This window comes from Algibacter pectinivorans (assembly GCF_900112595.1).
Lineage (GTDB): Bacteria > Bacteroidota > Bacteroidia > Flavobacteriales > Flavobacteriaceae > Algibacter_B > Algibacter_B pectinivorans.
This window is the reverse complement of sequence record NZ_FOMI01000002.1, coordinates 16690-43588: the sequence shown is the minus strand read 5'-3', so window position 1 is coordinate 43588 and position 26899 is coordinate 16690. Positions and strand designations below refer to the sequence as shown.

The following is a 26899-nucleotide window of genomic DNA, read 5'->3' as shown; positions in this document are numbered from 1 at the left end:
TTATGTATTTAATTTAATTTGAATATGAGTAAATCTGAAAATCCATTGTTAGCTGAAAGATCAAAATTAGCACTACTAGTGTCTCCAACAACTATGATGCTTTTGTTGTTTAGCTCGACAGCGTCGTAGGCAAAGTCAATTTCTGATCCTCCTATGGTGTTTTGCCATAAAAGATTTCCGTTAGTATCTATTTTTAAAATCCATGCGTCATTTTGTCCGTAATTTTTGGTTAAATTGCTATCTAAACTTCGGGAGTTTCCCGCTATTATAAAGTGGTTATCTACTGTTTTAGAAATAGAAAGTGCGACATCAAAACTAGAGCCACCAAAAGATTTCTCCCAAATAAGGTTTCCTGTAGGTGTTATTTTAATAGCCCATAAATCTGCAGCACCATTGTTAATAGAAACGTCGTTATCACTACTTCTAGTATTACCAACAATAATATAGTTGCCATCGCTAGATTTAGCAATGCTTCTAGCTTCATCGGTTTGCGAGCCACCAAACGATTTCTCCCAAACAAGAGCTCCGGTTTCAGATAGTTTTACCACCCAAAAATCGTAGGTACCTAAATTACCCTTAATATCCACATCGCTGCTATCGGACGAGCCTACAAGTAAAAACCCATTATCTTCGGTTTGAATGGCATCATATGGTGTATCGGTAAAAGAGCCTCCGTAATAGTTGCGCCATTGGATAGCTCCTAAAGCATTTATTTTAATGGCCCAGTAATCGCCTCCAGCATGTGCTGTTTTTGAATGTTTTGCATTCGCGTTTTTGCTATTTCCCTGTCCGTTAGACGCCGAAACATCTAAAACTCCCGTTAGTAAGAAGCCGCCATCGTTGGTTTGGATTATGGTGTTGCCTATATCGGCCCCTAAAAAACCATAATTTTTTTGCCATAAAATAGTACCAGAAGCTGTTAGTTTTAATACCCAAAAGTCCTGAGCACCTTGGTTACTTGTAATATCGCCATCGTTACTTTTGCTAAATCCAATTATGGCATACCCGCCATCTGAGGTTTGAATTATGTCGTTACCTCTGTCATCATCAGTTCCGCCATAAGTTTTTTGCCACTCTAGGTTACTGTTTTGGTCGTATTTTAGGATCCAGTAATCAAAAGACTCGTTGGTTTTATTGGTAATATCGCCATCTAAACTTTGTGTGTATCCTAATATAGCATAACCACCATCTAAAGTTTTGGTAATAGCTTGAGCGCTTTCGTTTTTGGATCCGCCTAGGGATTTTACAAAATTAATGGTAACAGATTCGGTTATAGTTTTTGAAGATTCTTCTGTTTTAGAACAATTAAAGCATAACAAGGCTATGGCGAGAACGCCTATTAAATTTTGGTATGACTTTATGAAAATAGACATATTAAGACCTCTATGAACCACTTTTTCTTATAATAAATAAGCCTCTATCTAAATCGCTTACTATTATGTTTCCGCTAGAAAAATATGGATAAATACTCCATGCGCCATTAAACTCGGTACCGTTGTTAGTTGGGTAGGTGTCAAAATATCCAACTTCTGTAAAACTGCTATTTCCTATGTTAGAAATGTTTAGCATTCGCACTCCGGCACGGTAGCTGGCAAAATAATAGGTGTCATTTTTTACATAACCATTATGATCTATTGCAGCGCTTTCGCCATAATAATCAAAATGAAATGCAGGATTATCTAAATCTGTAAAATCGAAAACAACGGTTCTTGTGTTGTTTCCGGCTCTAGCTTCGTCTAACTCGTCGCCTAAAATAAAATATTTCATGTCTTGAGTAAACCAACCTTGGTGTGCGTACCACACGTTAGCATAACTTATAGTTGAAATAATGGTTGGATTTGCTTTATCTGTAACATCTGCAATAACCACCTCGTTTTCATTACTGCCAATTAAAATTTCTTTACCGCTATAATCACTATCTGGTCCATTATATGTGACAACTTGGGCATCATGGGAGTAGCCGCCTTCGCTAAATCCACCTTCGGCAACTGGATTTTTAGGGTCTTGAATGTTTATAAAAATCGGGCCTCCAAGGTATGTTGAGCTTCGGTTGGCGCCAACAATATAAGCATAGCCAGAATCTTCGTTAATTACAATGTTATGCGCTTTGCCAAACTCGGTAAAATGTGTATCTGCCGTAAAAGTTTCTGGAGGGTTAGGTACGTTACGCAATCGTGTTAAATCAAATACCTGCATACCATGGTTGTCGTTACAATTAGGGTCGTTTCCTAGGCTGCAATCGGCAACTACAAATGCGTGGTCTTTATACACTTTAACGTCTCGCCAAGGGCTACTAGAGGTCGCTGTTGGAAGATTTCCTAAGTAAATGGGCGCGGTAGGTTCGGTAATATCAATAAATGCCGTGTTGTGCGATGTTGCCATTAACGCATATTCTTTTCCGGTTGTGGTGTCTGTCCAACCCCAACAATCATTGCCTGCTGTAGCACCAAAAATGGTTAATGGTATGTTTGCCATTAAATCGTAATCGTTACAGGGGTAAATATCGGCAAAACCGTTTTTGCAAATAGCTAGTGGTGTATTTTCAGTATTAATAAAATCATCATCGCAAAGATTTCCAATACCATCTTTATCATCATCTAATTGGTTTGGGTTGCTTATAAATGGGCAATTATCAAAATCATCTAAAATGCCATCGCTATCGCTATCTACTACAGGAATTATTTCGTAGGGCTCATCATTACAAGATTGTATATTAAAAACTATAACGCATGCAAGTATTAGGTAGGAAAATGGGCGTGAAAAAGTCATTTATAATTGTATTAAAATGCTAAATAATTATTAAAGATAGTAAAAACAAATATAGCTTCTTATTTTTGCATTATGATAGAAGATAAAAACCAGCAACGAACGCAGTTAAGTGATCTTGGTGAATTTGGATTAATAGACCACTTAACTAAACATTTTGAAATTAAGCAAACCTCTACTGTTAAGGGTATTGGGGATGATGCTGCGGTGCTAAAATTTGACGATAAAAAAGTAGTTGTTACCACAGATTTATTGGTTGAAGGCGTGCATTTCGATTTAAGCTACGTGCCTTTAAAACACTTGGGATACAAGGCGGTAATGGTAAATTTGTCTGATGTTTATGCAATGAATGCTACGGCTACTCAAGTTACCGTATCTATTGCGGTTTCTAATAGGTTTCCCTTGGAAGCCTTAGAAGATTTGTACGCCGGAATAGAGGCGGCATCGGCTTTATATAATGTAGATTTAATTGGTGGAGATACGACCTCGTCTAATAAAGGCTTGTTAATTTCGGTTACCGCTATTGGTACTGTGGAAAACGATCGGGAAGTTTATAGAAGCGGTGCAAAGCCAAACGACTTAATTGTTGTGTCGGGAGATTTTGGAGCTGCTTATATGGGGCTTCAAGTGTTAGAGCGCGAAAAGGAAGTTTTTAAAGTGAATCCTAATAGCCAGCCAGATTTAGAAATGTACTCGTACATTGTTGAAAGACAGCTAAAGCCAGAAGCAAGACAAGATATTATTAAATTACTAAGGGATTTGGATGTAAAGCCCACATCTATGATTGATGTTAGTGATGGTTTGTCTTCTGAAATTATTCATATTTGTAAACAAAGCGAAGTTGGATGCGATTTATATGAAGAAAAAATTCCATTAGATCCTCAAGTTATTTCAACTTGCGAAGAATTTAATATAGATAGCACAACGGTTGCTTTAAATGGAGGTGAGGATTATGAGTTGCTTTTTACTATTTCGCAAGACGATTTCCCGAAAATTAAGGCTAATCCTAACTTAACGGTTATTGGCTTTGTAAAAGAAGCGCGCGAAGGTTTACATCTTGTAACGCGAGCGGACACAAGAATTCCTATAAAAGCACAAGGTTGGAAGGGTTTTAACGATTAAGCAATACGCAGTTTTGCTTGGGTTTTATCCAGTTCTTGGTTTAGAGGGGCGTTTTTTCTTAGAATGCGTTTGTGATGTATGCGCTCTAAAACGTCGTTTATTTCTCTAAATTTAGGAGTTAATTCTACTAATTCGCCGTTTCCGCTTGTGGTAAGTTCTGTTTTACAATTTTTACAAGCGTATTCTTTTACATGGTAAGTAACGTGTCTAGATATTTTAAAGTCATGCCCAAACACCTTGCATTGGATGCTCTTCATTTTATTTTCATATTAATTAATTTTAAGGACCGTTTTAAAAGTATTAAAAATCAGTATATTAAAATAATTAGTATTTAATAAATCGACGAAGAGAGATTTTTATTCTTTAAACGTTGCGTTCTAGAGTTGTGAATTCTTTCAAGAATAGCGTTAATTTCCTTAAATTTAGGTGTAAGCTTGGTTAAACTGCCATTGCTATTTGTGGTAAGTTGTGTTTTGCAATGTCTACAAGTGTACTCCTTTACATGGTAAGTTACTCGCTTAGTAACTTGATAATCATGGCCAAAAAGGTTGCAGTACATTTTAGGTAATTGGTTAGGTTTTTTCATGATTTGTTAATTTGGGTTGTCTAAATTTAATACAAATCATTCAATTGGTCGATAAAAAGTATTTAAAATTCGATGAAATGCATTAATTCGTGTGAAAAATCTTCTTTATTTTCAATATGACTCATGTGTCCGTCGTTAAATTCTACAATGCTCACTTTAGTGTTTTTGGTTTGATTAAGAAGCATTTCGTAATTTAAAATGGGGTCTTTTTTGCTAATTATAAGCATAGTCTTATATGGTGCCGAGTGGAAAACAGAGGTGCGGTCTTTTCGTATTTTCATACCTTCTAATGCAGCAACAATACCTTGAATTGGTGTTTGTTGTGCCTCTAGAATTAAAGTTTTAATATTATCGGCAAATGTAATTCTGTTTTTAGGGCTAAATAAGTTGCCTATTGCTAATTGTATAAAAGTGTTATGGTTTTGCTTAACGGTTTTTATGGCTCGATCTCTATTGTTTTTCTTTTCGGGTGTGTCTTCGTTTGGTGTCGAATTCATTAGACACAAACCTTTTAATGCGGCTGGATTTTTTTCCGCAAAAGCGAGTGATACATATCCACCCATTGAATGTCCTACAATATAAAATCGTGATACCTTTAAATGTGTTACAACTGCTTGTACGGCTTCGGCCATGAGTTCCATGGTGTGCACATAACCTAAGCATCCGGTTTTTCCGTGGCCCAATAAATCTATAGTAATAACTCTATTGTTTTGCGAAATTGTAGGTGTAAATGGCTCCCACATCGAGGCGTTTTCTAAAAATCCGTGAAGTAAAACTACGGTGTTACCTTGACCATGATCTGTGTAAAATATTCTAATGCCTTTATGTTCTAAATACATGCGGTCTTTATCTAATGCAAAGATAAAATCAACAGTATAAATAAGCTAAGATTTTACTCTTTTAATTGCTGTAAATGCTTTGTCTACAAATTCGTCTTCAACTAAAATAGTAAACTCGTTTGTAGTTGATAAAACTTCGTAGAGGACTATACCTTCCCAGGCTAATCGTTTAAAAAAATGATAATATAAACCTGCTATTTTAGAGTTGTCTTGAGGTAAATTAATACTAATGGCCGATAGGTTTTCTTGTACCGCAATAAAAGTTTCGCCAGCTAAATGATGATTAACAAAGTTGTTTAAGCTGCTAGAAACTACAATATTACTCTCATGTATACCTCTTGTAAAAGCATAAAAAAGTTTTTCTTCTGTATTAATACGTTCTAGAATTTTGGCGTGATTATCTATTAATGTGGTTGAGTTTTTTACTGTAAAATCGGTAAGGTTAGAACGTACTGTAATATCACCTAGGTTTTGTATTACTCTTTTCATTTTAATGGAATTACCTAAAGTTACAGGTGGGTTGTAGCGCCTTAAAGCCATCATAATAGCTCCAGATTTTACATCCTTTTTTAACATTTTACTTATGGGTTCTACAAGTTCAATGGCAAGCGCACTAAAGTTTATTATGTTTCTAGAGAGTGCTTCTTCTAAATAAGGCTGTGTTATTAAAATGTCCTCAACACAATTTGATACCGTTTTCATGTTATTAAACGTTTTTAATGTTAATTATTTAACAATTTGTGTAAAAATAACTTTTTTTTTATTTAAAATGCTTTATTTAATAAATGAGTTATATTTTTGTAACTCAATTTATTGAAAATGAAACCGGTAGGGTTAAAAATAATTTCTAAAAGCAAAACGGCTTGATTATTTTTCTCATTTAAGGTTACATCTGAAAGCTTTGTAAACATAGAATAAACAGATGAAAGTATTAAAATTTGGTGGAACTTCGGTAGGCTCAGTAAAAAACATGAGCGAGGTTAAAAGTATAATTAACGACGGGAGTAAAAAGATAGTTGTTCTTTCGGCTATGTCTGGAACAACAAATAAATTAGTAGCTATAGCTAACGATATTAAAAATAATGAGTCTAATGCAGCTATCGATAAAGTAAATAGTTTACTTGAAACGTATTTTGTTACTATCGACGAGCTTTTAAATGATGCTGCGTTAAATAGCGATGTTAAAAATTATGTATCAAGCGTTTTTGAGCTTTTGGTTGAAAGCACAAATGAGGTGTTTTCTGAAACCTTAGAAAATAAAATTTTAGCACAAGGTGAATTGCTTTCTACCTATATGTTTAATAGTTATTTAAAACAAGAAGGTGTAAGTTCTACATTATTACCTGCATTGAGTTTTATGCGTATTGATGACTTTAAGGAACCTGATACCGACTATATAAAAGCAGAATTTGATCGTGTTTTTAAGGCAGCAGAAGATGCTCAAATATATATTACTCAAGGCTTTATTTGTTTAGATAGCGCTGGGGAAATTTCTAACTTACAGCGCGGTGGAAGTGATTATACTGCCACTATTATAGGTGCGGCTTTTAAGGCTGAAGAAGTTCAAATATGGACAGATATTGATGGTATGCATAATAATGACCCTAGATACGTGGATAATACAAATGCTATTTCAAACCTATCGTTTGAGGAAGCTGCAGAGTTAGCATATTTTGGAGCAAAAATTTTGCATCCTCAAACCGTAACACCAGTTAGAAAGGATAGCATTCCAGTAAGGTTAAAAAACACTATGAAACCAGATGCGCACGGTACCTTAATTTCTAATAGTACTTCAGGAGAGGGTATTAAAGCTATTGCTGCAAAGGATAATATTACAGCTATTAAAATTAAATCGGCTAGAATGTTACAGGCTCATGGCTTTTTGAAAAAGGTTTTTGAAATTTTTGAAACGTACCAAACATCTATTGATATGATTACAACTTCTGAGGTTGCTGTTTCATTAACGATTGATGATGATAAAAATTTAGATAAAATTTTAAAAGAGCTAGACAAAATTGCATCAATTGAAGTGGATGCTAATCAAAGTATAGTTTGTTTAGTTGGTAATTCTGTTGTAAACCATAAAGATACTTATAAGTTGTTTAAAATATTACAAGACGTAAAAATTAGAATGATTTCTTATGGAGGGAGCAATAATAATATTTCTTTGTTAATTGATTCTCATGATAAGATAAATACGCTACAAAAGCTAAACGATTATTTATTTGAATTAGTCACTCTGTAAAATAAAATATTTAGTGTTGTAGATAAAAGGGTCGTTTTTAAAACGACCCTTTTTTATTTTTAAGAATTCATTAAAGATTCAATTTCTTCAATTTCTATAGGAATGTTTTTCATTAAATTAATAGGTTCACCTGTGTTTTGGATAACCACATCGTCTTCTAATCGAATTCCAAATCCTTCATCTGGTATATAAATTCCAGGTTCTACTGTAAAAACCATATTGGCTTCCATAGGTTCGGTTAGTATACCGTAATCGTGTGTGTCTAACCCCATGTGGTGGCTCGTGCCATGCATAAAGTATTTTTTATATGCAGGCCAGTCTGGATTTTCATTTTGCACATCAGCCTTATCCAATAATCCTAAACTTAGTAATTCGCTAGTCATTAGTTTACCAACTTCAATATGGTATGTAGCCCAATCTGTACCAGGTATTAGCATTTTAGTCGCTTCGTTTTTAATATGAAGTACAGCATTGTAGACTGATTTTTGCCTATCGGTATATCGACCAGAAACGGGTATAGTTCGTGTCATATCACTAGAATAGTTAGCGTATTCAGCAGCCACATCAAATAAAATTAAATCGCCAGCTTTACATTGTTGGTTGTTTTCTACATAGTGTAAAACATTAGCATTGTTGCCCGAGGCAATAATAGGTGTATAAGCAAAGCCTTTAGATCGATTTCGTAAAAATTCATGCATAAACTCTGCTTCAATTTCATATTCCCAAACTCCTGGTTTTACAAAATCTAATACTCTACGAAAACCTTTTTCGGTAATATTACAAGCATTTTGTATTAAGTCAATTTCTATAGGCGATTTAACCGAGCGTAAATGCTGCATAATAGGATTGCTTTTGGCTACCGCATGTGCAGGATATTTATTTTTCAACCACTTTGTAAATCGGTCTTCACGGGTTTCGGTTTCAACATTAGCGCGGTAATGCTCGTTGGTGTTAATATAAACAGTGTCGCATTGGGTCATTAATTCAAACATGATTTTTTCCATGTCTTGCAACCAATAAACGGTTTTTATACCGCTTGTTTCATAAGCTTTTTCCTTGGTTAGTTTTTCACCTTCCCACACGGCAATATGTGCGTTGGTTTCTTTTAAAAATAGAATTTCACGATGTTTTTCTTTTGGGCAATTAGGAAAAAGTACAAGAATGCTTTCTTCTTGGTCTACACCACTTAAGTAAAAAATATCGCGGTGTTGCTGAAAAGGCATTGTACTATCTGCACTTATAGGATAAATATCATTGGAGTTAAAAACAGCCAAACTATTAGGTTTCATTTTAGCTTTAAAATTTGCTCTGTTTGTTATAAAAAGAGATTTATCTATAGGTAAATATTTCATATTAAATAAAGTTTAATTTTATCATTGATGTAAATGTATAAATAAAAAGTAGAATTATATTTGTTATATTTGATAATCCCTTGGCGTATTTAAACAAAATTTAAAAAAAATATGATTAAAAATTTACCGTTTAGATTAATGTTTGTTGCATTAATTTTTTTAATGAATTTAACAAATGTTTATGCTCAGGTATCGTTAAAAGAAATATCGTTAAAGGAACAAATTGATAATTCTAGCTTGGTGGTAGAGGGCGAAGTGGTTTCTCAACGTTCTTTTTGGGACGAGGCACAAGAAAAAATTTACACAGCTTATACCGTAAATGTCTATAAGGTTTTTAAAGGCCAATTTGTAGAACGGGTAGAGGTTGTAGAGTTAGGAGGAACGGTTGGGTTAAATGCTTTTGTTGTTTCGCATGGTTTAAATCTTAAAAAAGGAAATCTAGGTGTTTTTACATTATATGATAGTAACTATAATTTAAAAGAAGCAAAATTAAAGCAGTTTAAAATATATAGTGCTATTCAAGGTTTCTATAAATATGATAGAGATAACAATGAGGTTGCTAATGTATTTGGTAAAACAAATGGTATTGAAAGCACATTTTATAAAACCCTAACAAAGCTTACTAAAACAAGTTATAAAGAAGTTAGAGCTTTTAAAGCGGCTAAAGAGAGTCAAAAAAATGCTGGTGTTTTAATGCCGACAGGTATATCTTTTCCAAGTACACCAGTTACATCTGGAACTAAAACGGAGTTGGTAATAACGGGTTCTGGTTTTGGTACAGCTATAGGTAAAGTGGGTTTTAGGGACGCCGATGAAGGAGGTGCGGTTTTTACTGATGCTTTGGATTCAGAAGTTATATCTTGGTCCGATTCAGAAATTAGAGTTCTGGTTCCAAGTTTTGCTGGCAGTGGTAATATTCGTGTTACAGATTCAGGAGGTATAAGTAATACATCAACTAATAATTTAACTGTTAAATATGCTACAATAAATGCTGTATTTCAAATTAGTGGAGAAAATCAGGCTTTTGAGGTTCAGCACTATGATAATAATGGGCAAGGAGGCAATACGTGGTCGTTTTATGCCGATTTTTATGAGGATGTGGTTCATACAGGTGCTAAAGCTGCCTATGAAAAGGCTTTAGAAAGTTGGAGGTGTGAAACAGGTGTTAATTGGGTTATAGATACAGAGGAATCTACCACTAGTGAAATTAGTGATATTGATTCACATATAATACGGTTTGATAATGGAAATGAACTTGAAGCAGGAGTATTGGGCGTAACCTACACAGCATTTAGCGGTAGGATTTGTGGGTCGAGTGTAATTGCTTATGTTGTAGATAGTGATATGGTTTTCGATAAAGAAACAAACTGGTATTTTGGCCTTGAAGGAGAAACTTTAGATAATGGTGAATTTGATTTTGAAACAGTAGCATTACATGAGTTGGGGCATGCGCACTTATTAGGGCATGTTAACGACATCTCAAACATTATGAATTTTGAAATATTCAATGCGGTTATAAACTCAACTTTGGATGATAATAGTATCGAAGCAGGAAATAGTGTGCACTTAAGAAGTACAACAAATCAAGTTTGTAATGGTAATCCGGCCATTCCTTTAATGACAGATTACTCCGGTTCATGTGGTTTAAGTGTAGAAGATAATATTGCTTTGTTAAATAGTATTACCATATACCCAAACCCTACAGAAAATGAATTTTATATTGAGTCTCCAGCTGTGAATTTAAAAAAGATTACTATTTACGACTTAGGTGGGCGCTTAATTCGTCAAATAGAAACGATAGATAGTAGTAACTTAGTACCCGTAAGTTTAAAAGGAGTTTCTAAAGGTGTTTATTTTGTTAATTTGTATTCAGTAAATTTAGGTTTTGTTTCTAAAAAGTTGGTTTTAAAGTGATAGTATTTGTTTTTTTTATTTTAATATAGTCTAAAACCGGATAACAATCGTAAATAGAAAAACAATCATTAGTGCTTCTACGAAGGGCTTAAACCAACTATTTAAAATTTAGGAAATGAAAAAGTATATATTACTTAGTTTATTAATTATTGTAAACCTAAAGGCTTTAAGCGCTCAAGTCTTGTTAAAAAAAGTAACTTTAAAAGATCAAATTGAAAAATCTAGTTTTGTAGTTGAAGGTCAGGTTATAGGTAAACAGTCTTTCTGGGATGCTAATCACGAAAAAATATATACCGTTAATACGGTAGAGGTGTTTAAGGTTTTTAAAGGAGAAGTAAAGGCATTTGTAGATGTTATTACTTTAGGAGGAGTTATAGATAATGAGGCACAAATAGTATCACCTAGTTTAGATTTAAAGCTAAGTGACGTAGGTGTTTTTACGTTGCACGACTATAATGGTAAGTTAAAAGGGGTTAGTAATGTTTCAAATAACGTCGTGTTTTCGCCTTATGGACTCTCTCAAGCGTTTTATAAATATGACTTTATTAGTAATTTAGCTTCAAACCAATTAATTACAAAGCAAGGTATAGAAAGTACATTATATAAAGAAATAGAAAGTAGTACTAAAACTAAATTTGTAGAAGTATCAAAATTTAGTATAAAAAATAAATTACCAAAACAAACTAGTGCTAAGTTGTTTGATGTAGCAAATTTTTATCCAACTACAATTTCTGCAGGAACTAAATCTATTTTAACAATTACAGGTTCGGATTTTGGTTCAATTAAAGGTAAAGTTGGCTTTAGAAACGCCGATAACGCCGGAGGTAATTTTATCGATGCTTTAGATACGCAGGTTTTAACTTGGACAGATATTCAAATAGAAGTCGAAGTTCCATCTCAAGCAGGAACAGGTGAATTACGAATTACCCTAAATAATGGTAGTAGTTATTTGACTGATAATGCTTTAAAAATTAATTATGCTCAAAATAATATTGTAAGTAATGGAATAGCATACCCTGCACAGTTAGTAGATGATAATGGGAATGGTGGATATACTTGGCAAATGTCTGCGCATTTAGCCCAAACTAAAGGAGTAAAGGAGGCTTTTAAATTGGCGCTAGATACTTGGAGTTGTGAAACCAAAATGAACTGGGAACTAGACGAAGATAATTTAGCAACAAATTCAAACGCCATTCATAAAGCAATTAACGATAACAAAAATGTAATTTCTTTTGATAGTAGTGAGAGTTCTAACCCTGAAGAACAATTACCAGATTTAGTACTTGGGCAAAGAACAAGCTATTACGTTTCATGCAGCGAAACTATTAATGGAGTAAGTAGATTAGTTTGGTATGTTAAGGAGTTTGATATCGTGTTCGATGGAGATGCAGATTGGAATTTTTCTTTAAATCCACCTTCGACCGTTCAATTTGATTTTCAAAGTGTTGCTCTTCATGAGCTTGGGCATTGCAGACAAATAGATCATGTTATCGATACCAATGATTTAATGCATTTTGAAATTGCAAAGGAAGAAGTACTAAGAACTTTAAATAATGATAATATTGAAGCCGCGGCATTAGTGCAAGCTAGTAGTACAAGCCAACCTATATGTAGCCAACCAATACTTAAAGATTCGCCTAAAAATTGTTCGCTAAGTATTCAAGATAATAATTTATCTACGAGTGTTAAAATGTATCCAAATCCAACAAATGGAAATTTGTTTATAAGTCATGATAGCTCAATAAATATAGAGAAAATTGTTGTATACGATGTTAGTGGTAGATTTATTTATAATAATTTTGTTAAAAATTCTTCAGGGCCAAAAGCTATTAACTTAAAAAACGCTTCAAAAGGTATGTATTTTGTTGATATCTATTCAGGTAATACCGTTTTAACAAAAAAGCTTTTAATCGATTGATTAGGCATATTGAAAATTTTTAAAAGAAGCTATGGATAATAAGCTTCTTTTTATGCCGTAAATTGTTTAGTTTTTTGTGCGTTAATAAAAAAATATTTTAACTATTAATTACATAGGTAAGATTTTATGTTATTTTTAAAATTAAGTATTTTTTAAAATCATTCTAAATAAGGAAAACATCACATTTGTTATTTGTCTAAGAGTCCATCCATAACTACCTTTGTTTAAATCAAAATAACAACTTCTAAAATAATGGGCGGATTTTTTAAATCTTCGATTGGAAGAAAAGTAGCCATGGCGCTTTCTGCATTCTTCCTTATGTTTTTTTTACTTCAGCATCTATTTATAAACATGTTATCTGTTTTTAGTCCAGATGCCTTTAATGAGGTTTCACACTTTATGGGTACAAACCCACTCGTGCAATATGCATTGCAACCAGTGTTAATTTTTGCAGTAGTATTTCATTTTGTAATGGGTTTCATTTTAGAGCTTAAAAACAAAAAAGCTAATGGTGTGGCTTATGCTAGAAACAACGGTGCCGCAAACTCAACTTGGTCTAGTCGTAACATGATTTACAGCGGATTAGTGATTTTAGCTTTTATTGTACTGCATTTTATCGATTTCTGGATTCCAGAAATCAATACAAAATATATTGTAGGTGATATGTCTGGACTTCACAATGGTGAATTTAGATATTACCACGAATTAGTAGAGAAATTTCAAAACCCACTACGTGTTGGGGCTTATGTTATTTCATTTGTCCTATTAGGATTGCACTTAGCTCATGGTTTTACATCGGCTTTCCAATCTATGGGATCTACAGCTGGTCGTAAAAAGAATTTACAAGCATTTGGTAAAGCGTATTCTATAATAGTTCCTTTAGGATTTGTAATTATCGCGCTTTTTCATCATTTATTTAATAACCATTAATCTTAAAACTATGGCTTTAGATTCAAAAGTACCTCAAGGTCCAATTAAAGATAAATGGACAGATTATAAAAATCATATAGATTTAGTTAACCCAGCAAACAAACGTAATATTGATGTTATTGTTGTTGGAACAGGTCTAGCAGGTGGTTCCGCTTCTGCAACTTTAGCAGAACTGGGATACAACGTAAAAGCATTTGCTTATCAAGATTCTCCACGTAGAGCACACTCTATTGCAGCTCAAGGGGGAATTAATGCAGCAAAAAACTACCAAGGCGATGGCGATTCTACATATAGATTGTTTTACGATACTGTAAAAGGTGGCGATTATCGTTCTCGTGAGGCAAACGTATATCGTTTAGCAGAGGTTTCGGCAAATATTATAGATCAATGTGTGGCTCAAGGTGTTCCTTTTGCTCGCGATTATGGTGGTTTGTTAGACAACCGTTCTTTTGGTGGTGTACTAGTGTCTAGAACATTTTATGCTAAGGGTCAAACAGGCCAACAATTACTATTGGGCGCTTATTCTGCAATGAATAGACAAATTGCTCGTGGTAAAATTGAAATGTTTAACCGTCACGAAATGTTAGATGTTGTTGTTGTTGATGGTAAAGCAAGAGGAATTATAGCTAGAAACTTAATTACGGGCGAGATTGAGCGTCATTCTGCTCACGCCGTTGTAATTGCTTCTGGTGGCTATGGAAATGTGTTTTTCTTATCAACCAACGCTATGGGATCCAATGTATCTGCCGGATGGAAAATCCATAAAAAAGGCGCATACTTTGCAAACCCATGTTATACGCAAATTCACCCTACATGTATTCCGCGTTCAGGAGATTATCAGTCTAAACTAACATTAATGTCTGAGTCTTTAAGAAACGATGGTCGTATTTGGGTTCCTAAAAAAATGGAAGATGTTTTAGCCATTAGAGAAGGAAAGAAAAAACCAGTCGATTTATCTGAGGACGAAAGAGATTATTACCTAGAGAGACGTTACCCAGCATTTGGTAACTTAGTACCTCGAGATGTAGCTTCGCGTGCCGCTAAAGAGCGTTGCGATGCTGGTTTTGGTGTAAATGCTACAGGCGAAGCGGTGTATTTAGATTTTGCTTCGGCCATAGAACGTTATGGTAAAGAGCAAGCTAAAATCCAAAATATAACAAATCCTTCTAAGGAAAAAATATACGAATTAGGACAAGCTATTGTTGAGGCTAAGTATGGAAATTTATTCCAGATGTACGAGAAAATCGTAGATCAGAACCCATACGAAACTCCAATGATGATTTATCCTGCAGTACACTACACCATGGGTGGTGTATGGGTAGATTATAACTTAATGACTACCATTCCTGGATGTTACTGTATTGGAGAAGCCAACTTTTCAGATCACGGTGCAAATAGATTAGGAGCTTCTGCATTAATGCAAGGTTTAGCCGATGGATATTTTGTATTGCCTTATACTATTGGCGATTATTTATCTGATGATATTCGAACTGGAAAAATTTCAACAGATACTCCAGAGTTCGAAGCTGCAGAAAAAGAAGTTACCGAAAGAATTAATTTCTTCGTAAATAATAAAGGCACAAAATCTGTAGATTACTTCCATAAGCGATTAGGGAAAGTAATGTGGGATAAAGTAGGGATGTCTAGAAACGCAAAAGGTTTAGAAGAGGCCATGGCCGAAATTAAAGCGATTCGTGAAGAATTCTGGAAAGAAGTTTCTGTACCAGGAACGGCAAACGAAATGAACCCAGAGCTAGAAAAAGCAGGACGAGTTGCAGATTTCTTAGAGTTAGGCGAGTTGTTTGCTAAAGATGCATTAATGAGATCTGAGTCTTGTGGAGGTCACTTTAGAGAAGAATCTGCCGAGTTAGACGGTCCTCAAAAAGGAGAAGCAAAACGTAATGATGAAGAGTTTGCTTTTGTAGCTGCTTGGGAATATAAAGGAGAGCCTGCAGATGCTGTTTTACATAAAGAAGAATTAGAATTTAAAGATATAGAACTAAAACAACGTTCATACAAATAATAAAGGCATTATGAATTTAACACTTAAAATTTGGAGACAAGCCGACTCAAGTTCAAAGGGTCAAATGGTAGATTATAAGGTGACTGAAATTTCAGAACACATGTCTTTTTTAGAAATGATGGATGTTTTGAACGAGCAGTTAGTGAATTCTGGTGAAGAGCCAGTAGCCTTCGATCATGATTGTCGCGAAGGTATTTGCGGCATGTGTTCTATGTATATAAATGGTGAAGCACATGGTCCAGACAGGGGCGTTACAACATGCCAATTGCATATGCGTATGTTTAAAGATGGCGATACTATTACCATAGAGCCTTTTAGAGCAGCAGCTTTTCCAGTAATAAAAGATTTAGTAGTCGATAGAACTTCATTTGAGCGTATACAACAAGCAGGTGGTTACATTTCTGTAAACACTTCTGGTAATACGCAAGATGCAAACTCTATTCCTATTTCTAAACATGCTGCCGATGAAGCCATGGATGCTGCAACATGTATTGGTTGTGGAGCCTGTGTTGCAACTTGTAAAAACTCCTCTGCTATGTTGTTTGTAGGTGCTAAAGTATCGCAATATGCATTATTACCACAAGGACAAGTAGAAGCGGCAGACCGTGTACAAAACATGGTTGCGCAAATGGATTTAGAAGGTTTTGGTAACTGTACAAATACTGGAGCTTGCGAGGTTGAATGTCCTAAAGGAATTTCTTTAGATAATATTGCTAGAATGAATAGAGAATTAATGAAAGCTGCCGTTAAGTAGTTCCATTTAAAATAAATTTAAGCCCATATCAACGTGTTGGTATGGGCTTTGTTATTTATTTACTATTATTGTGTATGAATAAAATTGCCCTAATTCTATTTTTTAGTATCATTTTTCAAAGCACGCTTGTTTATGCTCAATCAAATGAAGCTTTAACACAAGCCTTTAACGAAAAAGACTTGCTTAAACATGTTAAGTTCTTGTCTTCCGATGCGTTCCAAGGTCGAAGAACCGGTGAAACAGGCGCTATAAAGGCCCGAAAATATATTGTAAACCAATTTCATAGCGCACAGGTTAAACCTTTAGGAAAAGCCTTCGAACAAGCATTTACGTTCTTTAAAGGAAGTAAACAGTATAATGTGGTAAATGTTATTGGCCAAATAACAGGTACGGAGTTTCCTAAAAAGTATATTGTTATAAGTGCACATTACGATCATGAAGGTGTTAAACAAGGCCGTATATATAATGGTGCAGACGATAATGCTTCTGGAGTAAGTGCTTTATTCGCTTTCGCGGAATATTTTAAAACATACCCACCAAAACATACCGTTATTTTAGCTGCTTTTGATGGTGAGGAATTAGGCTTACAAGGCTCTAAGTATTATGTAAATTATCCTATTGTTTCCCTAAATGATATCTTGGTTAATTTGAATTTAGATATGATTAGCCGAAGCGATGAAAATGAGTTATTTGCCGTTTGTACATCATTCAATAAGAATTTGAAATATTTAATTTCGAAGGTAAAAACGACTTCTAAAATACAATTAGTTAGCGGTCATGATGGGTTTGATGGATTAGAGAATTGGACCTATGCTTCAGATCATGCTAATTTTCATAAAAGAAACATTCCGTTTATATATTTTGGGGTTGCCGATCATAAAGATTATCACGAACCAACCGATGATTATGAAAACATTCATCCCGAGTTTTATACCGAAGCCGTTAAAACCATACTAGCTGTTTTTAAAGATATAGATCAGGTTAAAACGCATTTTTAAAAATAAGCTTTAAGCTGAATAGAGCCCGAATGTATGGTGCGGCTAGTTTCCGTTTTTCTTCCAAAATAACTCAAGTTTAAATCTAAAAATTTGGTTAGTTTTTTTTGCGCTAACAGGCTCCAAGTAAAGTTTTTTCCGGGTTGTAAACCTTCTAATATTTGATAGGCTACTGGTGTGTTTGAATTGCCTGTATAGTCGTTAGAAAAGTAATTAAATTCGCCATTAATAGCACTTTGTTGGCTACTGGCTAAACTAAAAGATACGCCGTAATTCTGTTGTTTTAAACTTTCTAAATCGCCAATAGTATTGTTTTTACTCGCGTATTGGTAAAATATATCGAAACTAGAATTGTCGTTAAATAAGTAAGATAGTTTAGGGTTAAATCTGGCCTCATCAAAATTATAATTTTTACTAGCAAAATTTTCACTAATGCTCTCGTTAGTATCAAAAGCCGAAAGCATATTTACTAGCCAGTTTTCAGATAATTTATGATTAAAATTAAACTGATGGCTTTTTAAACCATTTTCTATAAATCCAACAGATAATATGCTTCGTGTGGTGTTTTCTAAAAAAGTATAAGACGTCGTGTAACGCTGTTTTCCTCTGTTAAAAAACAATACGTTTCTAAAGTTTAATTGTAAACCCAATTGGTCTGCTTCGTTATTGTTAAAGGGATTCAAATTAAAATCGCTGCCTTCACGTTTTATTTTTCTATCAATTAAATAACTGGTTTGATTGTAAAAATGCGACCAGAGTTTTTTGGATTTCTTATTGGAAACCGACCATTGTGCTGGGTTAATAGTAAGCGTTTGGCTTAGTCTGTTTTGATGCGTTTTTAAATATACCTGATTGGGCAGTAGAACCCGAATGTATATACCTTGATCTTGAAATTGAGCAATTTCAAACTCTTCAAGTTCCTGAATACCGTTTTGGTTATAATCATTCCAAGTGTAGGTACCTTGTCCGGCTTCAACTTCCACGTAAGTGAAATCTTGTTGTGCTAATTGTCCAGAATTGGTTTCAAAAATAGTATTCCATTGCACAATTTGCTTAAATAATTTTTGGTTAAATTGTAGTCTAGAATTTATAGAATTCTCATCATCTATAGCATCATCTGTATTATTTAAGGTTCTATAGTTGGCGTATAAAGATAAATTGGTGTTTTTGTTTTGAATAAGTCTGGAGTCTAAATAAAAAGTGTTGGATGTGTTTACCTTTTGCAATGCATTAGTTCTAATACTATCATTTACACGGTTTTTATACCCAATTTCCGTAAAAATCTTAGTGCTATCACCAACACCAACAAATACTTCGAACGATTTAAATTTCTGACTTAAAGCCGTAAGTTCTTGCGTGCTATTATTACGTTGTTCGTTATCTTCAATAGCTATTCTTGTACCAACCCAACTATGTTTCATGCTATAGGTAATACGATTAAAAGACCTTAAAAAGGTTGAGGTGTTTACGTTAGAATCCGCATTTAAAAAACTAGAAGACGTATAAATATTAAACTTATTTAAAAACAGATTAGCAAAGGTAATATGTCTGTTTCCGTTAAACCCATCAGAGAAGTTTAAATGTTCAAATTGGTAATTAATGCTGCCTTTTTTAAGATGCGATAACCTTAAACCCGAATTTAAAAGGATTTGGTTTCCTAAATTTAATCCAATACCACTGGTGTTGTCGAGGTCTAAGTTCCAGTCGCGGTTAAATTCTGGATTGTACAAACCCTCAATATTGCGGTAGTTAGAACTTATGTAATCGCTATCCAAATAAGCATCAATAGTCCATAGGCTATCTTTTTTTACAAGGTTTTGATTGATATTAATTTTCCCTGCAAAACCATCGTTATTATCGTCGTTTATGGTTGAAAACGCATTTAAATCATTTTTGCTACCCGAAGCCTCGAAACTAATATTCGTTTTTTCTGTTGGTGCATAACTACCATTTAAAACCGCAATTTGTAGTTTGGTTGGGGCTACCAATTGAATAATAGGCGCGTAGTTTCCTTGGTTTACGCCAACATACTCGTAAATATTATTAATAGCGTTAATATTGCTCAAGGCATAATCCCCTTGATTGTCGCCTACAAAAGTGAAAGTTACGCGGTATAACTCTTCATCTGGATCGTTAGAAAACTCGAAACCTTCAACAGTACCAAAAAGTGTTTTTCTATATAAAATGCGGTTGTCGTTTAGTTCATCTCGAACTTCAGATGGTGCTACCATTAACGACTTATCATCGCCAGCATTGGCAAGAATTTCAACTTGTTCTTCCGATAGGTTTTGCTGAAGCGGTTGGTTTTTAGCATCATTTTCAGAATACACAGAAACTCCAATTTTCAAATTTTCGCTTTCATAATTTCCGCCACCATAGGCTACAAATCGCGAATAATTTCTGTCGCTATATTGGTAATCTACCGTTATTCGCATTTCGGATGTTATTGGGTAAGTCGAGTTGAATATTATTTCGCCTGCATTATAATCTATAATATAATCTTGGTCTTCACCACGTTTTATAGGAATGCCATTTACATACACCGTTTCGCTACCCGAAACAATAAGCACAAATAATTCGCCATTAGGGCCCTGAAGTTTGTACGGCCCTTGGTTACCCTCTAAAGCTGTAAATTGGCTCGTACTAAATTGCCCTCTAACTATAGCGCCTGCCGCAAATAAATTGGTGCTGTTATCTGTTTCACCTAAATTCAAGTTAAAATTTAATCCTTGTACGCGTTTAGAAAAGCTTGAAAAGTAAGAGTTAGTATTTACCAGATCTATATCTCCAGCACGAATATTCCAGCGGTCGCTAAATAGCTCTATAAATACTTGGTCGAACTCATCTAAACGTTGGCTATACCCACTTTCTTGTAACGGAATATTAGCATCTTGAATGGAGGCTCGCAAGGATACCTTATCATTTAATTTTCCTGTAATTTGAAGGTCTAATTCGCTATTTAAAACCGAGTTTTGGTTATTACCAACCGTTACACCACGCGATATGCTTCCAGAGGTTGTTAAACCATCAAAAGGGACATAGGTTTTATCTGTATTAGGTTGTTTTAATTTATATAAGGTTTGGATGGTGCTATTATTTTTTACAATAATGCGCTCGTCCAGCTGTTGGTAGTTTTTTGTTAAAAAGTCGGGGAATTTTAGGTAGTTTATTAGTACAGAATCTGTATCAATAGCCTTTTTAAATGTTAAAATGGCGTTTGGAAAATCAACCAAATAGTAGGTGGGATCTATAACGGTGCTATCCTTTTTTTTTATAAAAAAGTAATTAGAATTAATGCTTACACTGTCAATTTTAATCGTGTTTTTTACAGCATATTTTTTAGTTTTATAGTTGGAGGATGGGTTTTGCGAAAAGCCGCAAAATCCAATTAAAACTATAAGTAAGGTAATTATGTCCTTCATTAACTATGTAAACTACAAATTGTTTAAAATATTTTAGTGAAACGCTGTTTTAGAAGCCTTTTTGGGGTTCTAAAATTATATGATCCAACTAATCTCGATTTTTATGTCGAGATCTCAAACACTAAAACTAATATGTTAAAAAAATTAGTTAAATCTGCTGTAAAATGATACCGTAAAAGTAATGTATTATTTATTTTAGCTGAAACAATCGCTTTTTTATAAAAAGCGTATTTTTCCAACAAAAGGTACAACGCTTTTAAAAATTTAAATAAAAACTAATGAAAATTATATCCTATAACGTAAACGGCATTCGTGCAGCCATTAATAAAGGTTTTATCGACTGGTTAAAAGCTGCAAATCCAGATGTTATTTGTTTACAAGAAATTAAGGCTATGGAAGAACAATTGGATTTAAGCCTTTTTGAAGGTGCTGGATATAAATACAACTATTGGTATAGCGCACAAAAAAAAGGATATAGTGGTGTTGCCATTTTAAGTAAAACCGAACCGAATCACATCGAGTACGGTACCGGAATTGAGTCTATGGATTTTGAAGGCCGAAATATTCGTGCCGATTTTAATGGCGTTTCGGTTATGAGTTTGTATTTACCTTCGGGAACTAACGATGCCCGATTAAACCATAAACTTGAATATATGGACCTGTTTCAGGAGTATATAAACAATCTTAAAAAAGAGATTCCAAACTTAGTAATTTGTGGCGATTATAACATTTGCCATGAAGAAATAGATATTCATAACCCAAAAATGAAGGGTGTTTCGGGATTTTTACCTGTAGAGCGCGAGTGGATTGGGAGTTTTATAGAAAGCGGGTTTATCGATTCATTTAGGCATCTGCATCCTGATTTACAACAATATAGCTGGTGGAGTTATCGTGCCAATTCTCGAGCCAATAACAAAGGTTGGCGATTAGATTATGCCATGGTTTCACAACCTTTACAAGAAAACATAAAAAGAGCCGTTATACTCTCAGATGCAGTTCATAGCGACCATTGTCCTATTCTTGTAGAAATAGAAAATTAATAACAAATTAATGCAAAGCAACATGATTAAAAAAAGCATTTTCACAGTATTCACTCTTGTAGTATTAGCATCTTGCGTGTCTCCAAAGATATATAAGGACCTCGAAGCCAAGTATGCCGATTTAAAAAAAGAAAATCGCAAATTATCAACCAATAACGAAGCGCTTTTAAGTGCTAAAACAGCAGCCGAAAACGAATTAAAGCAGTTACAATCGGCTTACGACGAGGCTATAGCACAACGCGATAAATTACAAGGCGAGTATAACGCTGCCAAAGCCAATCTAGATAATATGAAGGCCTCTTACGATGCTTTAGAGAAAAATAGTTCGGCAGCAATTGCGGCAAACTCTCAAAAAAACAGAGAGTTATTAGCGCAATTAGAAGCTAAAGAGCAAGCGCTAGCAGCCGAAAACGCACGTCTAGAGAAACTTAAAAAAGAACTAGAAAACCGTTCTAACCGTGTGGCAGAACTAGAGCAAGTTATCGTCTCTAAAGATGCCGCAATGACCGCGCTTAAAAATGCCATTTCTAGAGCCTTAACCGATTTTGAAGGTAAAGGGTTAACGGTAGAGCAACGCGACGGTAAAGTGTATGTGTCTATGGAAAATAAACTACTTTTTAGTTCAGGAAGTTGGGCTGTTGGTTCAGAGGGTACACGTGCTGTAAAGCAACTAGGTACGGTACTTGGCGAGAATCCAGACATAGCTGTTTTAATTGAAGGTCATACCGATGACGTGCCATACACAGGTAATGGTGTTTTAACAAGCAACTGGGATTTATCTACCAAACGTGCCACGGCAATTGTAAATATTTTACGTCAGAATGATGCTATTAATCCAGAAAATTTAACGGCAGCAGGACGTGGCGAATTCGCACCAGTGGCCTCTAACGAAACCAAGGAAGGTAAAGCGAAAAACAGACGTATAGAAGTTATTTTAACACCAAAGTTAGACGAACTTTCTAAGTTGCTAAGTGAGGAATAAAATTTGGGTGCCTGCCTGCCGACAGGCAGGTTACCACAAGGGTCGGGCTTTAGTTCGTTGGTTTTTATTGTAAATTAACGAACTCATGAATGTAAACATTTTGGTAGTCGCTTTTTTGTGTTGCATATCTGCCTTTAGGCAGACAAGTGTGCAACAACACAAAAAGAGCTCCAACAATACCGCAATCCCTAACGCATAAAAAACCGTTAAAAGCCATTTTAGCTTTTAACGGTTTTTTATCTTTACGTTTTATAATAAAATTTTATATGAAATACACAACACTACCCAACACCAATATAAAAGTTAGTAAAATATGCCTAGGGTCTATGACATGGGGAAACCAAAACACCGAAGCCGAAGGCCACGAGCAATTAGATTATGCTCTAGATCAAGGTATTAATTTTATTGATACTGCCGAGTTATATCCAGTACCAGCCACGGCAGAACGTAGCGGACGTACAAGTAAAATTATTGGAACCTGGTTAAAAAAATCGGGGAATAGAGACAAGGTTATTTTAGCATCTAAAATTGCAGGACCTGGGGATTATACGGCTCATATTAGAACCACAGGGTTTAGTCCAAGCGCCATAAAAGAAGCCATAGATTTAGAACTCCAACGCCTACAAACCGATTATATCGATTTATACCAATTGCATTGGCCAGAGCGCGATACTAATCGTTTCGGAATTAGAGATTATAAATTAGATGCTAAATGGAACGATAATTTTAATGAAATTCTCCAAAGTCTAGATGCTGAAATTAAAGCAGGCAGAATAAGAAATATTGGAATATCTAACGAAAATGCTTGGGGCACCATGCGCTACTTAGAAGAATCGAAACACCATAATTTACCTAAAATATCAACCATTCAAAATGCATATTCCATGCTAACTAGATCTTTTGAAAGCGATTTGGCAGAAGTTGCTTTAAGAGAAAATGTTGGGTTATTAGCGTATTCGCCAATGGCTTTTGGTGTGCTTTCTGGTAAATACATAAAAGGAACGGCAGCAGATGATGCTAGACTAAAATTATTCCCAAGGTTTGCCAGATATAGTGGCGAAAAAGCAAGTGAAGCTGCTAAAAAGTATTTGGAAATTGCAGAAGAGAACAACATGAGCTTAGCGCAAATGAGTTTAGCCTTTGTAAACCAACGCCCTTTTGTAACCAGTACTATTATTGGAGCCACAAAAATGGAACAGCTTAAAGAAAATATTGCAAGTTTAAATGTAAACCTAAGCGATGCTATTTTGGAGCAAATTGATGCGGTACATGAGGCCATGCCTAATCCAGCGCCTTAAAATAAAAAGATGTCAAGCTGTATATTTCCATCTTATTGTTAGCGCTCGTTTATAGCGGGTGGTAACAATAAGAAAGCTTTTGGGTTTTGTAATATAAGTTGAAAATCTAAATTTTACCGTAAATCAGATTTGTGATTTGAGTTTGTTGTAACTATAAATTGGATGTAAGTTTTTACAACGCGTTAAGTTTATTTTGATATTTTAGTAAAGCGTATGGATTATTTCTGAAAAGAAAGAGACTTGGAGTTTTATACTTATTGTTTTATTCCGAATCATTTAAACATGATTTTTAGGTCAAATAAAGATAGACCTATGAATTTGTTGAGCTAATTTAAAAAATTTGCAGCAAAAAAAGTAGACGCTATTAAAAATAGTCTAGAAGAAACTATAAAAGAATTATTGTGGTGGTTATTTAAACCTACAGGTAAGGGAAACTCTAATGTATGTTATCTTTTTATTCGTTTTAAAGTATTCATTATGTCTATAATAGGCATTCTTTCAGTATAATTAGGGTCGACATGAGCTGCTTCTATTATTTGGTCTGTATTTATAATAAATGTAGCTGGTACGGGTAAATTACTGGACCCATCGGCATTTAATAAAGTTAAATCACGTCTTTTAAGATAATCTTTACCAGGATTAAATTGAAGGTTATAGGCTTTTATTGTATCTTGTTTTAAATCACTCAGTACTTCAAACTCTAATTTATTTTTTTCTAGTACAGTTAAAGTATCGTCTGGTTTTTGCGGACTAATAGCTATAACCGACGCGTTAAAAGATTTAATTTCTTGTATATATTTTTGTATTTCTCGTAGGTCAAGGTTACAGATGGGGCACCACTCACCACGATAAAACTTAATAAGTACTATTCCTGATTCTAACTTTTTTGAAAGCGATATATTTTTACCATATGCATTGGGTAAATTAAAATCGGGAGCTTTATCTCCTGCCTTTAGACCATTTATATGCGAAGCATTTTTTATAACTAATTTTTGGAATTCTTTAAGACTGCTCATTGTGTTTTTTTATGGTAAAGTTAGTAATATATAACTAATCTATTGCGTAGCCTTCTTTAAATTGTATACTTAATATTATGCCATGACTGTTTCCTAGAGGTGAATTGTTTGAAGCGATATTGTACGTGTAAATAAAACGTAAATTATTTAACAAATAGATACCAGCCAAAAGATTTACAGACGAACTTGTGCGGTAACCTGCGCCTATTTCGAATTTGTTTTTAAAGCTTGTTGCCAGATTAAAATCGATTTGCATGGGCGCTTCTTTTTCGTGTTTAATAAGTACGTTGGGTTTTATCATAATATTCCGGAAGGCATCGCTTAGAATCCTATAACCAAAATACCCATAAACGGGTGTGCTAAGTTTTACATCTTTGTTGGTAGCCAAAGAATTACCCATAACATTGGGAGCGGAAAAACCAGCATAGAAGGACGCATGATTAAAAAGAAAACTTAAACCTATTGTTGGTATTGTCGTGTTTATGTCTTGCGCAAAATTGGGGTCGTTGGTAATACCTAATTCGGTTAAATTATCTTGGTATTGTTGTACGCCAGCAGTAATACCAAAAGAGATTACGCCCGGTGAGTAGTGTTGCCAATAAGGACGGTTACTCTCAAAATCGAAAAAGATTTTATAGGAGTACGCAGCAAAAAAACTGGTTGAGGTGGTTACCCCAATTTTATCTCGAATAAGTCCGGCGCCTAGACCCACTTTTCCACGGTTCATTTGTCCGTGACCACTTAAGGATAGACTGCTTGGGCTACCCTCGAAATCGTTAAAAAAACCAGAATTGGACAGCGAAACTTCGGTGTTTTGCGTAAGACCTGCATATGCGCTGTTAATTATAAATGGGTTGTAATTATATTCCGAAAATGTGGGTGTCTGTTGCCCAAAACTAGCGTTACTAATTAGGGAAACAACCACTATGGCTATTAAAGCGTAAAGTTTATTAATATTATTCATGTTGTTATTATCGCTTTATAACTACGAATCCTTTTAAGGTTTTTAAATTGTGTGTTCCGTTAACTTTAATATGAAAGAAATAGGTGCCATTTGGTAGGGAGCCTGCTCCAAACTTTGTTAGTTTATTAGCTTCGCCTCGAAACACATTGGATTGGTTGTCGTAATTACTAATTGTGAAAACTAAATCGCCCCATCGGTTATAAATATCAACGCTATTATTAGGGCTATTTTCAATGCCTTTAATTTCCCAGAAATCGTTAAAACCATCGCCATTTGGGGAGAATCCGTATTTAGATTCTACCAATGGTTCTGCTTTTATTGTGAATGATTCTGTTGAACAAGAAATACCATCGCCCAAAGTGTTGTATGGTGTAATGCTTACAAAAATAGTTTCATTGTATGGTAAGTTTGAATTTAAATAAAAGGTTGTGGTGTTTCCAACATCTTCATTGTTTAAAATATCGGAATCTCCCGGGTTTGTTCCTAGTGTTAGTGTGTAACCTGTTGCATTTGGGATGTTGTTCCAACTAATGGTGGTGTCCGGTTCAATATCAGACTCACCATCCAACGGACTTGTTAATGTGGTACACACCGGAATAGTTTCTAAAGTTTCAGTGCTGAAAGATTCTTCTGTACAAGAAATGGCATCACCAACCGAATTATAAGGTGTAATGGTTACAAAAATGGTTGAAGTTTCCGGTAAATCTGAAGGCAAGTTATAGCTTGTAACATT

22 protein-coding genes are annotated in these 26899 nt (G+C 34.6%); 11 read left to right on the top strand and 11 right to left on the bottom strand.

The features are described from left to right. Positions 1-8 precede the first annotated feature (8 nt). Complete coding sequence (locus BMY96_RS02900; RefSeq protein WP_092848871.1) at positions 9-1373, bottom strand: hypothetical protein; 1365 nt, start codon at positions 1371-1373, stop codon at positions 9-11. A 10-nt stretch (positions 1374-1383) separates the two neighbouring features. Further along, complete coding sequence (locus BMY96_RS02895; protein ID WP_245750525.1) at positions 1384-2769, bottom strand: choice-of-anchor B family protein; 1386 nt, start codon at positions 2767-2769, stop codon at positions 1384-1386. 72 nt (positions 2770-2841) lie between these two features. Here BMY96_RS02895 and thiL point away from each other — a divergent pair, with 72 nt between their 5' ends. Then, a complete protein-coding gene (thiL, locus tag BMY96_RS02890) occupies positions 2842-3888 on the top strand; it encodes a thiamine-phosphate kinase (RefSeq protein WP_092848869.1) in 1047 nt (348 codons plus the stop codon). On the opposite strand, the gene BMY96_RS02885 is transcribed toward thiL, so the two are convergent. The 4 genes from BMY96_RS02885 to BMY96_RS02870 all read right to left on the bottom strand — a co-directional run bounded on the left by BMY96_RS02885 (position 3885) and on the right by BMY96_RS02870 (position 6015). Then, positions 3885-4145, bottom strand: a complete 261-nt coding sequence (locus BMY96_RS02885; protein WP_092848866.1) for a DUF1660 family phage protein — start codon at positions 4143-4145, stop codon at positions 3885-3887. The genes thiL and BMY96_RS02885 overlap by 4 nt on opposite strands. Before the next feature lie 74 nt (positions 4146-4219). Continuing rightward, positions 4220-4474 carry a DUF1660 family phage protein gene (locus BMY96_RS02880; protein WP_092848864.1) on the bottom strand — a complete coding sequence of 85 codons (255 nt, stop codon included), beginning with the start codon at positions 4472-4474 and terminating at the stop codon, positions 4220-4222. A 62-nt stretch (positions 4475-4536) separates the two neighbouring features. After that, positions 4537-5313 (bottom strand): alpha/beta fold hydrolase, encoded by a 777-nt coding sequence (locus tag BMY96_RS02875; RefSeq protein WP_092848862.1) that lies wholly within the window; start codon positions 5311-5313, stop codon positions 4537-4539. Between the two features lie 45 nt (positions 5314-5358). Further along, positions 5359-6015: a hypothetical protein gene (locus BMY96_RS02870; protein ID WP_092848860.1), complete on the bottom strand. Its 657-nt coding sequence runs from the start codon at positions 6013-6015 to the stop codon at positions 5359-5361. Between the two features lie 220 nt (positions 6016-6235). Here BMY96_RS02870 and BMY96_RS02865 point away from each other — a divergent pair, with 220 nt between their 5' ends. Continuing rightward, complete coding sequence (locus tag BMY96_RS02865; protein WP_092848858.1) at positions 6236-7558, top strand: aspartate kinase; 1323 nt, start codon at positions 6236-6238, stop codon at positions 7556-7558. A 59-nt stretch (positions 7559-7617) separates the two neighbouring features. On the opposite strand, the gene BMY96_RS02860 is transcribed toward BMY96_RS02865, so the two are convergent. Continuing rightward, complete coding sequence (locus BMY96_RS02860; RefSeq protein WP_092848855.1) at positions 7618-8910, bottom strand: aminopeptidase P family protein; 1293 nt, start codon at positions 8908-8910, stop codon at positions 7618-7620. Positions 8911-9021: 111 nt separating this feature from the next. Between BMY96_RS02860 and BMY96_RS02855 the strand changes: the two genes are divergently transcribed. The 6 genes from BMY96_RS02855 (at position 9022) to BMY96_RS02830 (ending at position 17447) form a co-directional block, all read left to right on the top strand. Beyond that, a complete protein-coding gene (locus BMY96_RS02855; protein ID WP_092848852.1) occupies positions 9022-10824 on the top strand; it encodes a T9SS type A sorting domain-containing protein in 1803 nt (600 codons plus the stop codon). A 115-nt stretch (positions 10825-10939) separates the two neighbouring features. Further along, a complete protein-coding gene (locus BMY96_RS02850; RefSeq protein WP_092848849.1) occupies positions 10940-12742 on the top strand; it encodes a T9SS type A sorting domain-containing protein in 1803 nt (600 codons plus the stop codon). A gap of 252 nt (positions 12743-12994) precedes the next feature. Next, entirely contained in the window at positions 12995-13672 is a 678-nt protein-coding gene (locus BMY96_RS02845; RefSeq protein ID WP_092848846.1) for a succinate dehydrogenase cytochrome b subunit, read from the top strand. 10 nt (positions 13673-13682) lie between these two features. After that, a complete protein-coding gene (locus BMY96_RS02840; RefSeq protein WP_092848844.1) occupies positions 13683-15695 on the top strand; it encodes a fumarate reductase/succinate dehydrogenase flavoprotein subunit in 2013 nt (670 codons plus the stop codon). Between the two features lie 10 nt (positions 15696-15705). Further along, positions 15706-16449 (top strand): succinate dehydrogenase/fumarate reductase iron-sulfur subunit, encoded by a 744-nt coding sequence (locus BMY96_RS02835; protein ID WP_092848842.1) that lies wholly within the window; start codon positions 15706-15708, stop codon positions 16447-16449. 74 nt (positions 16450-16523) lie between these two features. Continuing rightward, entirely contained in the window at positions 16524-17447 is a 924-nt protein-coding gene (locus BMY96_RS02830) for a M28 family peptidase (RefSeq protein WP_092848839.1), read from the top strand. Here the strand turns inward: BMY96_RS02830 and BMY96_RS02825 are convergent. Beyond that, positions 17444-20866 (bottom strand): DUF8818 domain-containing protein, encoded by a 3423-nt coding sequence (locus BMY96_RS02825; protein WP_092848836.1) that lies wholly within the window; start codon positions 20864-20866, stop codon positions 17444-17446. The genes BMY96_RS02830 and BMY96_RS02825 overlap by 4 nt on opposite strands. Before the next feature lie 278 nt (positions 20867-21144). Between BMY96_RS02825 and BMY96_RS02820 the strand changes: the two genes are divergently transcribed. The 3 genes from BMY96_RS02820 to BMY96_RS02810 all read left to right on the top strand — a co-directional run bounded on the left by BMY96_RS02820 (position 21145) and on the right by BMY96_RS02810 (position 24186). Further along, a complete protein-coding gene (locus tag BMY96_RS02820; protein ID WP_092848833.1) occupies positions 21145-21906 on the top strand; it encodes an exodeoxyribonuclease III in 762 nt (253 codons plus the stop codon). A gap of 22 nt (positions 21907-21928) precedes the next feature. Next, positions 21929-22888 carry an OmpA family protein gene (locus BMY96_RS02815; protein WP_092849844.1) on the top strand — a complete coding sequence of 320 codons (960 nt, stop codon included), beginning with the start codon at positions 21929-21931 and terminating at the stop codon, positions 22886-22888. 266 nt (positions 22889-23154) lie between these two features. After that, positions 23155-24186, top strand: a complete 1032-nt coding sequence (locus BMY96_RS02810) for an aldo/keto reductase (RefSeq protein WP_092849842.1) — start codon at positions 23155-23157, stop codon at positions 24184-24186. A 446-nt stretch (positions 24187-24632) separates the two neighbouring features. Here BMY96_RS02810 and BMY96_RS02805 read toward each other — a convergent pair whose 3' ends face one another. The 3 genes from BMY96_RS02805 to BMY96_RS02795 form a co-directional block, all read right to left on the bottom strand. Continuing rightward, a complete protein-coding gene (locus BMY96_RS02805; protein ID WP_092848830.1) occupies positions 24633-25202 on the bottom strand; it encodes a peroxiredoxin-like family protein in 570 nt (189 codons plus the stop codon). 34 nt (positions 25203-25236) lie between these two features. Continuing rightward, on the bottom strand, positions 25237-26166 hold the full coding sequence (locus BMY96_RS02800; RefSeq protein ID WP_092848827.1) for a PorP/SprF family type IX secretion system membrane protein: 930 nt from the start codon (positions 26164-26166) through the stop codon (positions 25237-25239). Between the two features lie 7 nt (positions 26167-26173). Next, positions 26174-26899: T9SS type B sorting domain-containing protein (locus tag BMY96_RS02795; protein ID WP_139205214.1), on the bottom strand; the 726-nt coding region annotated here is incomplete at its 5' end.

Excerpts from the sequence above, each read along its gene's own strand:
- BMY96_RS02900 (WP_092848871.1), bottom strand. The coding sequence starts at position 1,373 with ATGTCTATTTTCATAAAGTCATACCAAAATTTAATAGGCGTTCTCGCC.
- BMY96_RS02895 (WP_245750525.1), bottom strand. The coding sequence starts at position 2,769 with ATGACTTTTTCACGCCCATTTTCCTACCTAATACTTGCATGCGTTATA.
- thiL (WP_092848869.1), top strand. The coding sequence starts at position 2,842 with ATGATAGAAGATAAAAACCAGCAACGAACGCAGTTAAGTGATCTTGGT.
- BMY96_RS02885 (WP_092848866.1), bottom strand. The coding sequence starts at position 4,145 with ATGAAGAGCATCCAATGCAAGGTGTTTGGGCATGACTTTAAAATATCT.
- BMY96_RS02880 (WP_092848864.1), bottom strand. The coding sequence starts at position 4,474 with ATGAAAAAACCTAACCAATTACCTAAAATGTACTGCAACCTTTTTGGC.
- BMY96_RS02875 (WP_092848862.1), bottom strand. The coding sequence starts at position 5,313 with ATGTATTTAGAACATAAAGGCATTAGAATATTTTACACAGATCATGGT.
- BMY96_RS02870 (WP_092848860.1), bottom strand. The coding sequence starts at position 6,015 with ATGAAAACGGTATCAAATTGTGTTGAGGACATTTTAATAACACAGCCT.
- BMY96_RS02865 (WP_092848858.1), top strand. The coding sequence starts at position 6,236 with ATGAAAGTATTAAAATTTGGTGGAACTTCGGTAGGCTCAGTAAAAAAC.
- BMY96_RS02860 (WP_092848855.1), bottom strand. The coding sequence starts at position 8,910 with ATGAAATATTTACCTATAGATAAATCTCTTTTTATAACAAACAGAGCA.
- BMY96_RS02855 (WP_092848852.1), top strand. The coding sequence starts at position 9,022 with ATGATTAAAAATTTACCGTTTAGATTAATGTTTGTTGCATTAATTTTT.
- BMY96_RS02850 (WP_092848849.1), top strand. The coding sequence starts at position 10,940 with ATGAAAAAGTATATATTACTTAGTTTATTAATTATTGTAAACCTAAAG.
- BMY96_RS02845 (WP_092848846.1), top strand. The coding sequence starts at position 12,995 with ATGGGCGGATTTTTTAAATCTTCGATTGGAAGAAAAGTAGCCATGGCG.
- BMY96_RS02840 (WP_092848844.1), top strand. The coding sequence starts at position 13,683 with ATGGCTTTAGATTCAAAAGTACCTCAAGGTCCAATTAAAGATAAATGG.
- BMY96_RS02835 (WP_092848842.1), top strand. The coding sequence starts at position 15,706 with ATGAATTTAACACTTAAAATTTGGAGACAAGCCGACTCAAGTTCAAAG.
- BMY96_RS02830 (WP_092848839.1), top strand. The coding sequence starts at position 16,524 with ATGAATAAAATTGCCCTAATTCTATTTTTTAGTATCATTTTTCAAAGC.
- BMY96_RS02825 (WP_092848836.1), bottom strand. The coding sequence starts at position 20,866 with ATGAAGGACATAATTACCTTACTTATAGTTTTAATTGGATTTTGCGGC.
- BMY96_RS02820 (WP_092848833.1), top strand. The coding sequence starts at position 21,145 with ATGAAAATTATATCCTATAACGTAAACGGCATTCGTGCAGCCATTAAT.
- BMY96_RS02815 (WP_092849844.1), top strand. The coding sequence starts at position 21,929 with ATGATTAAAAAAAGCATTTTCACAGTATTCACTCTTGTAGTATTAGCA.
- BMY96_RS02810 (WP_092849842.1), top strand. The coding sequence starts at position 23,155 with ATGAAATACACAACACTACCCAACACCAATATAAAAGTTAGTAAAATA.
- BMY96_RS02805 (WP_092848830.1), bottom strand. The coding sequence starts at position 25,202 with ATGAGCAGTCTTAAAGAATTCCAAAAATTAGTTATAAAAAATGCTTCG.
- BMY96_RS02800 (WP_092848827.1), bottom strand. The coding sequence starts at position 26,166 with ATGAATAATATTAATAAACTTTACGCTTTAATAGCCATAGTGGTTGTT.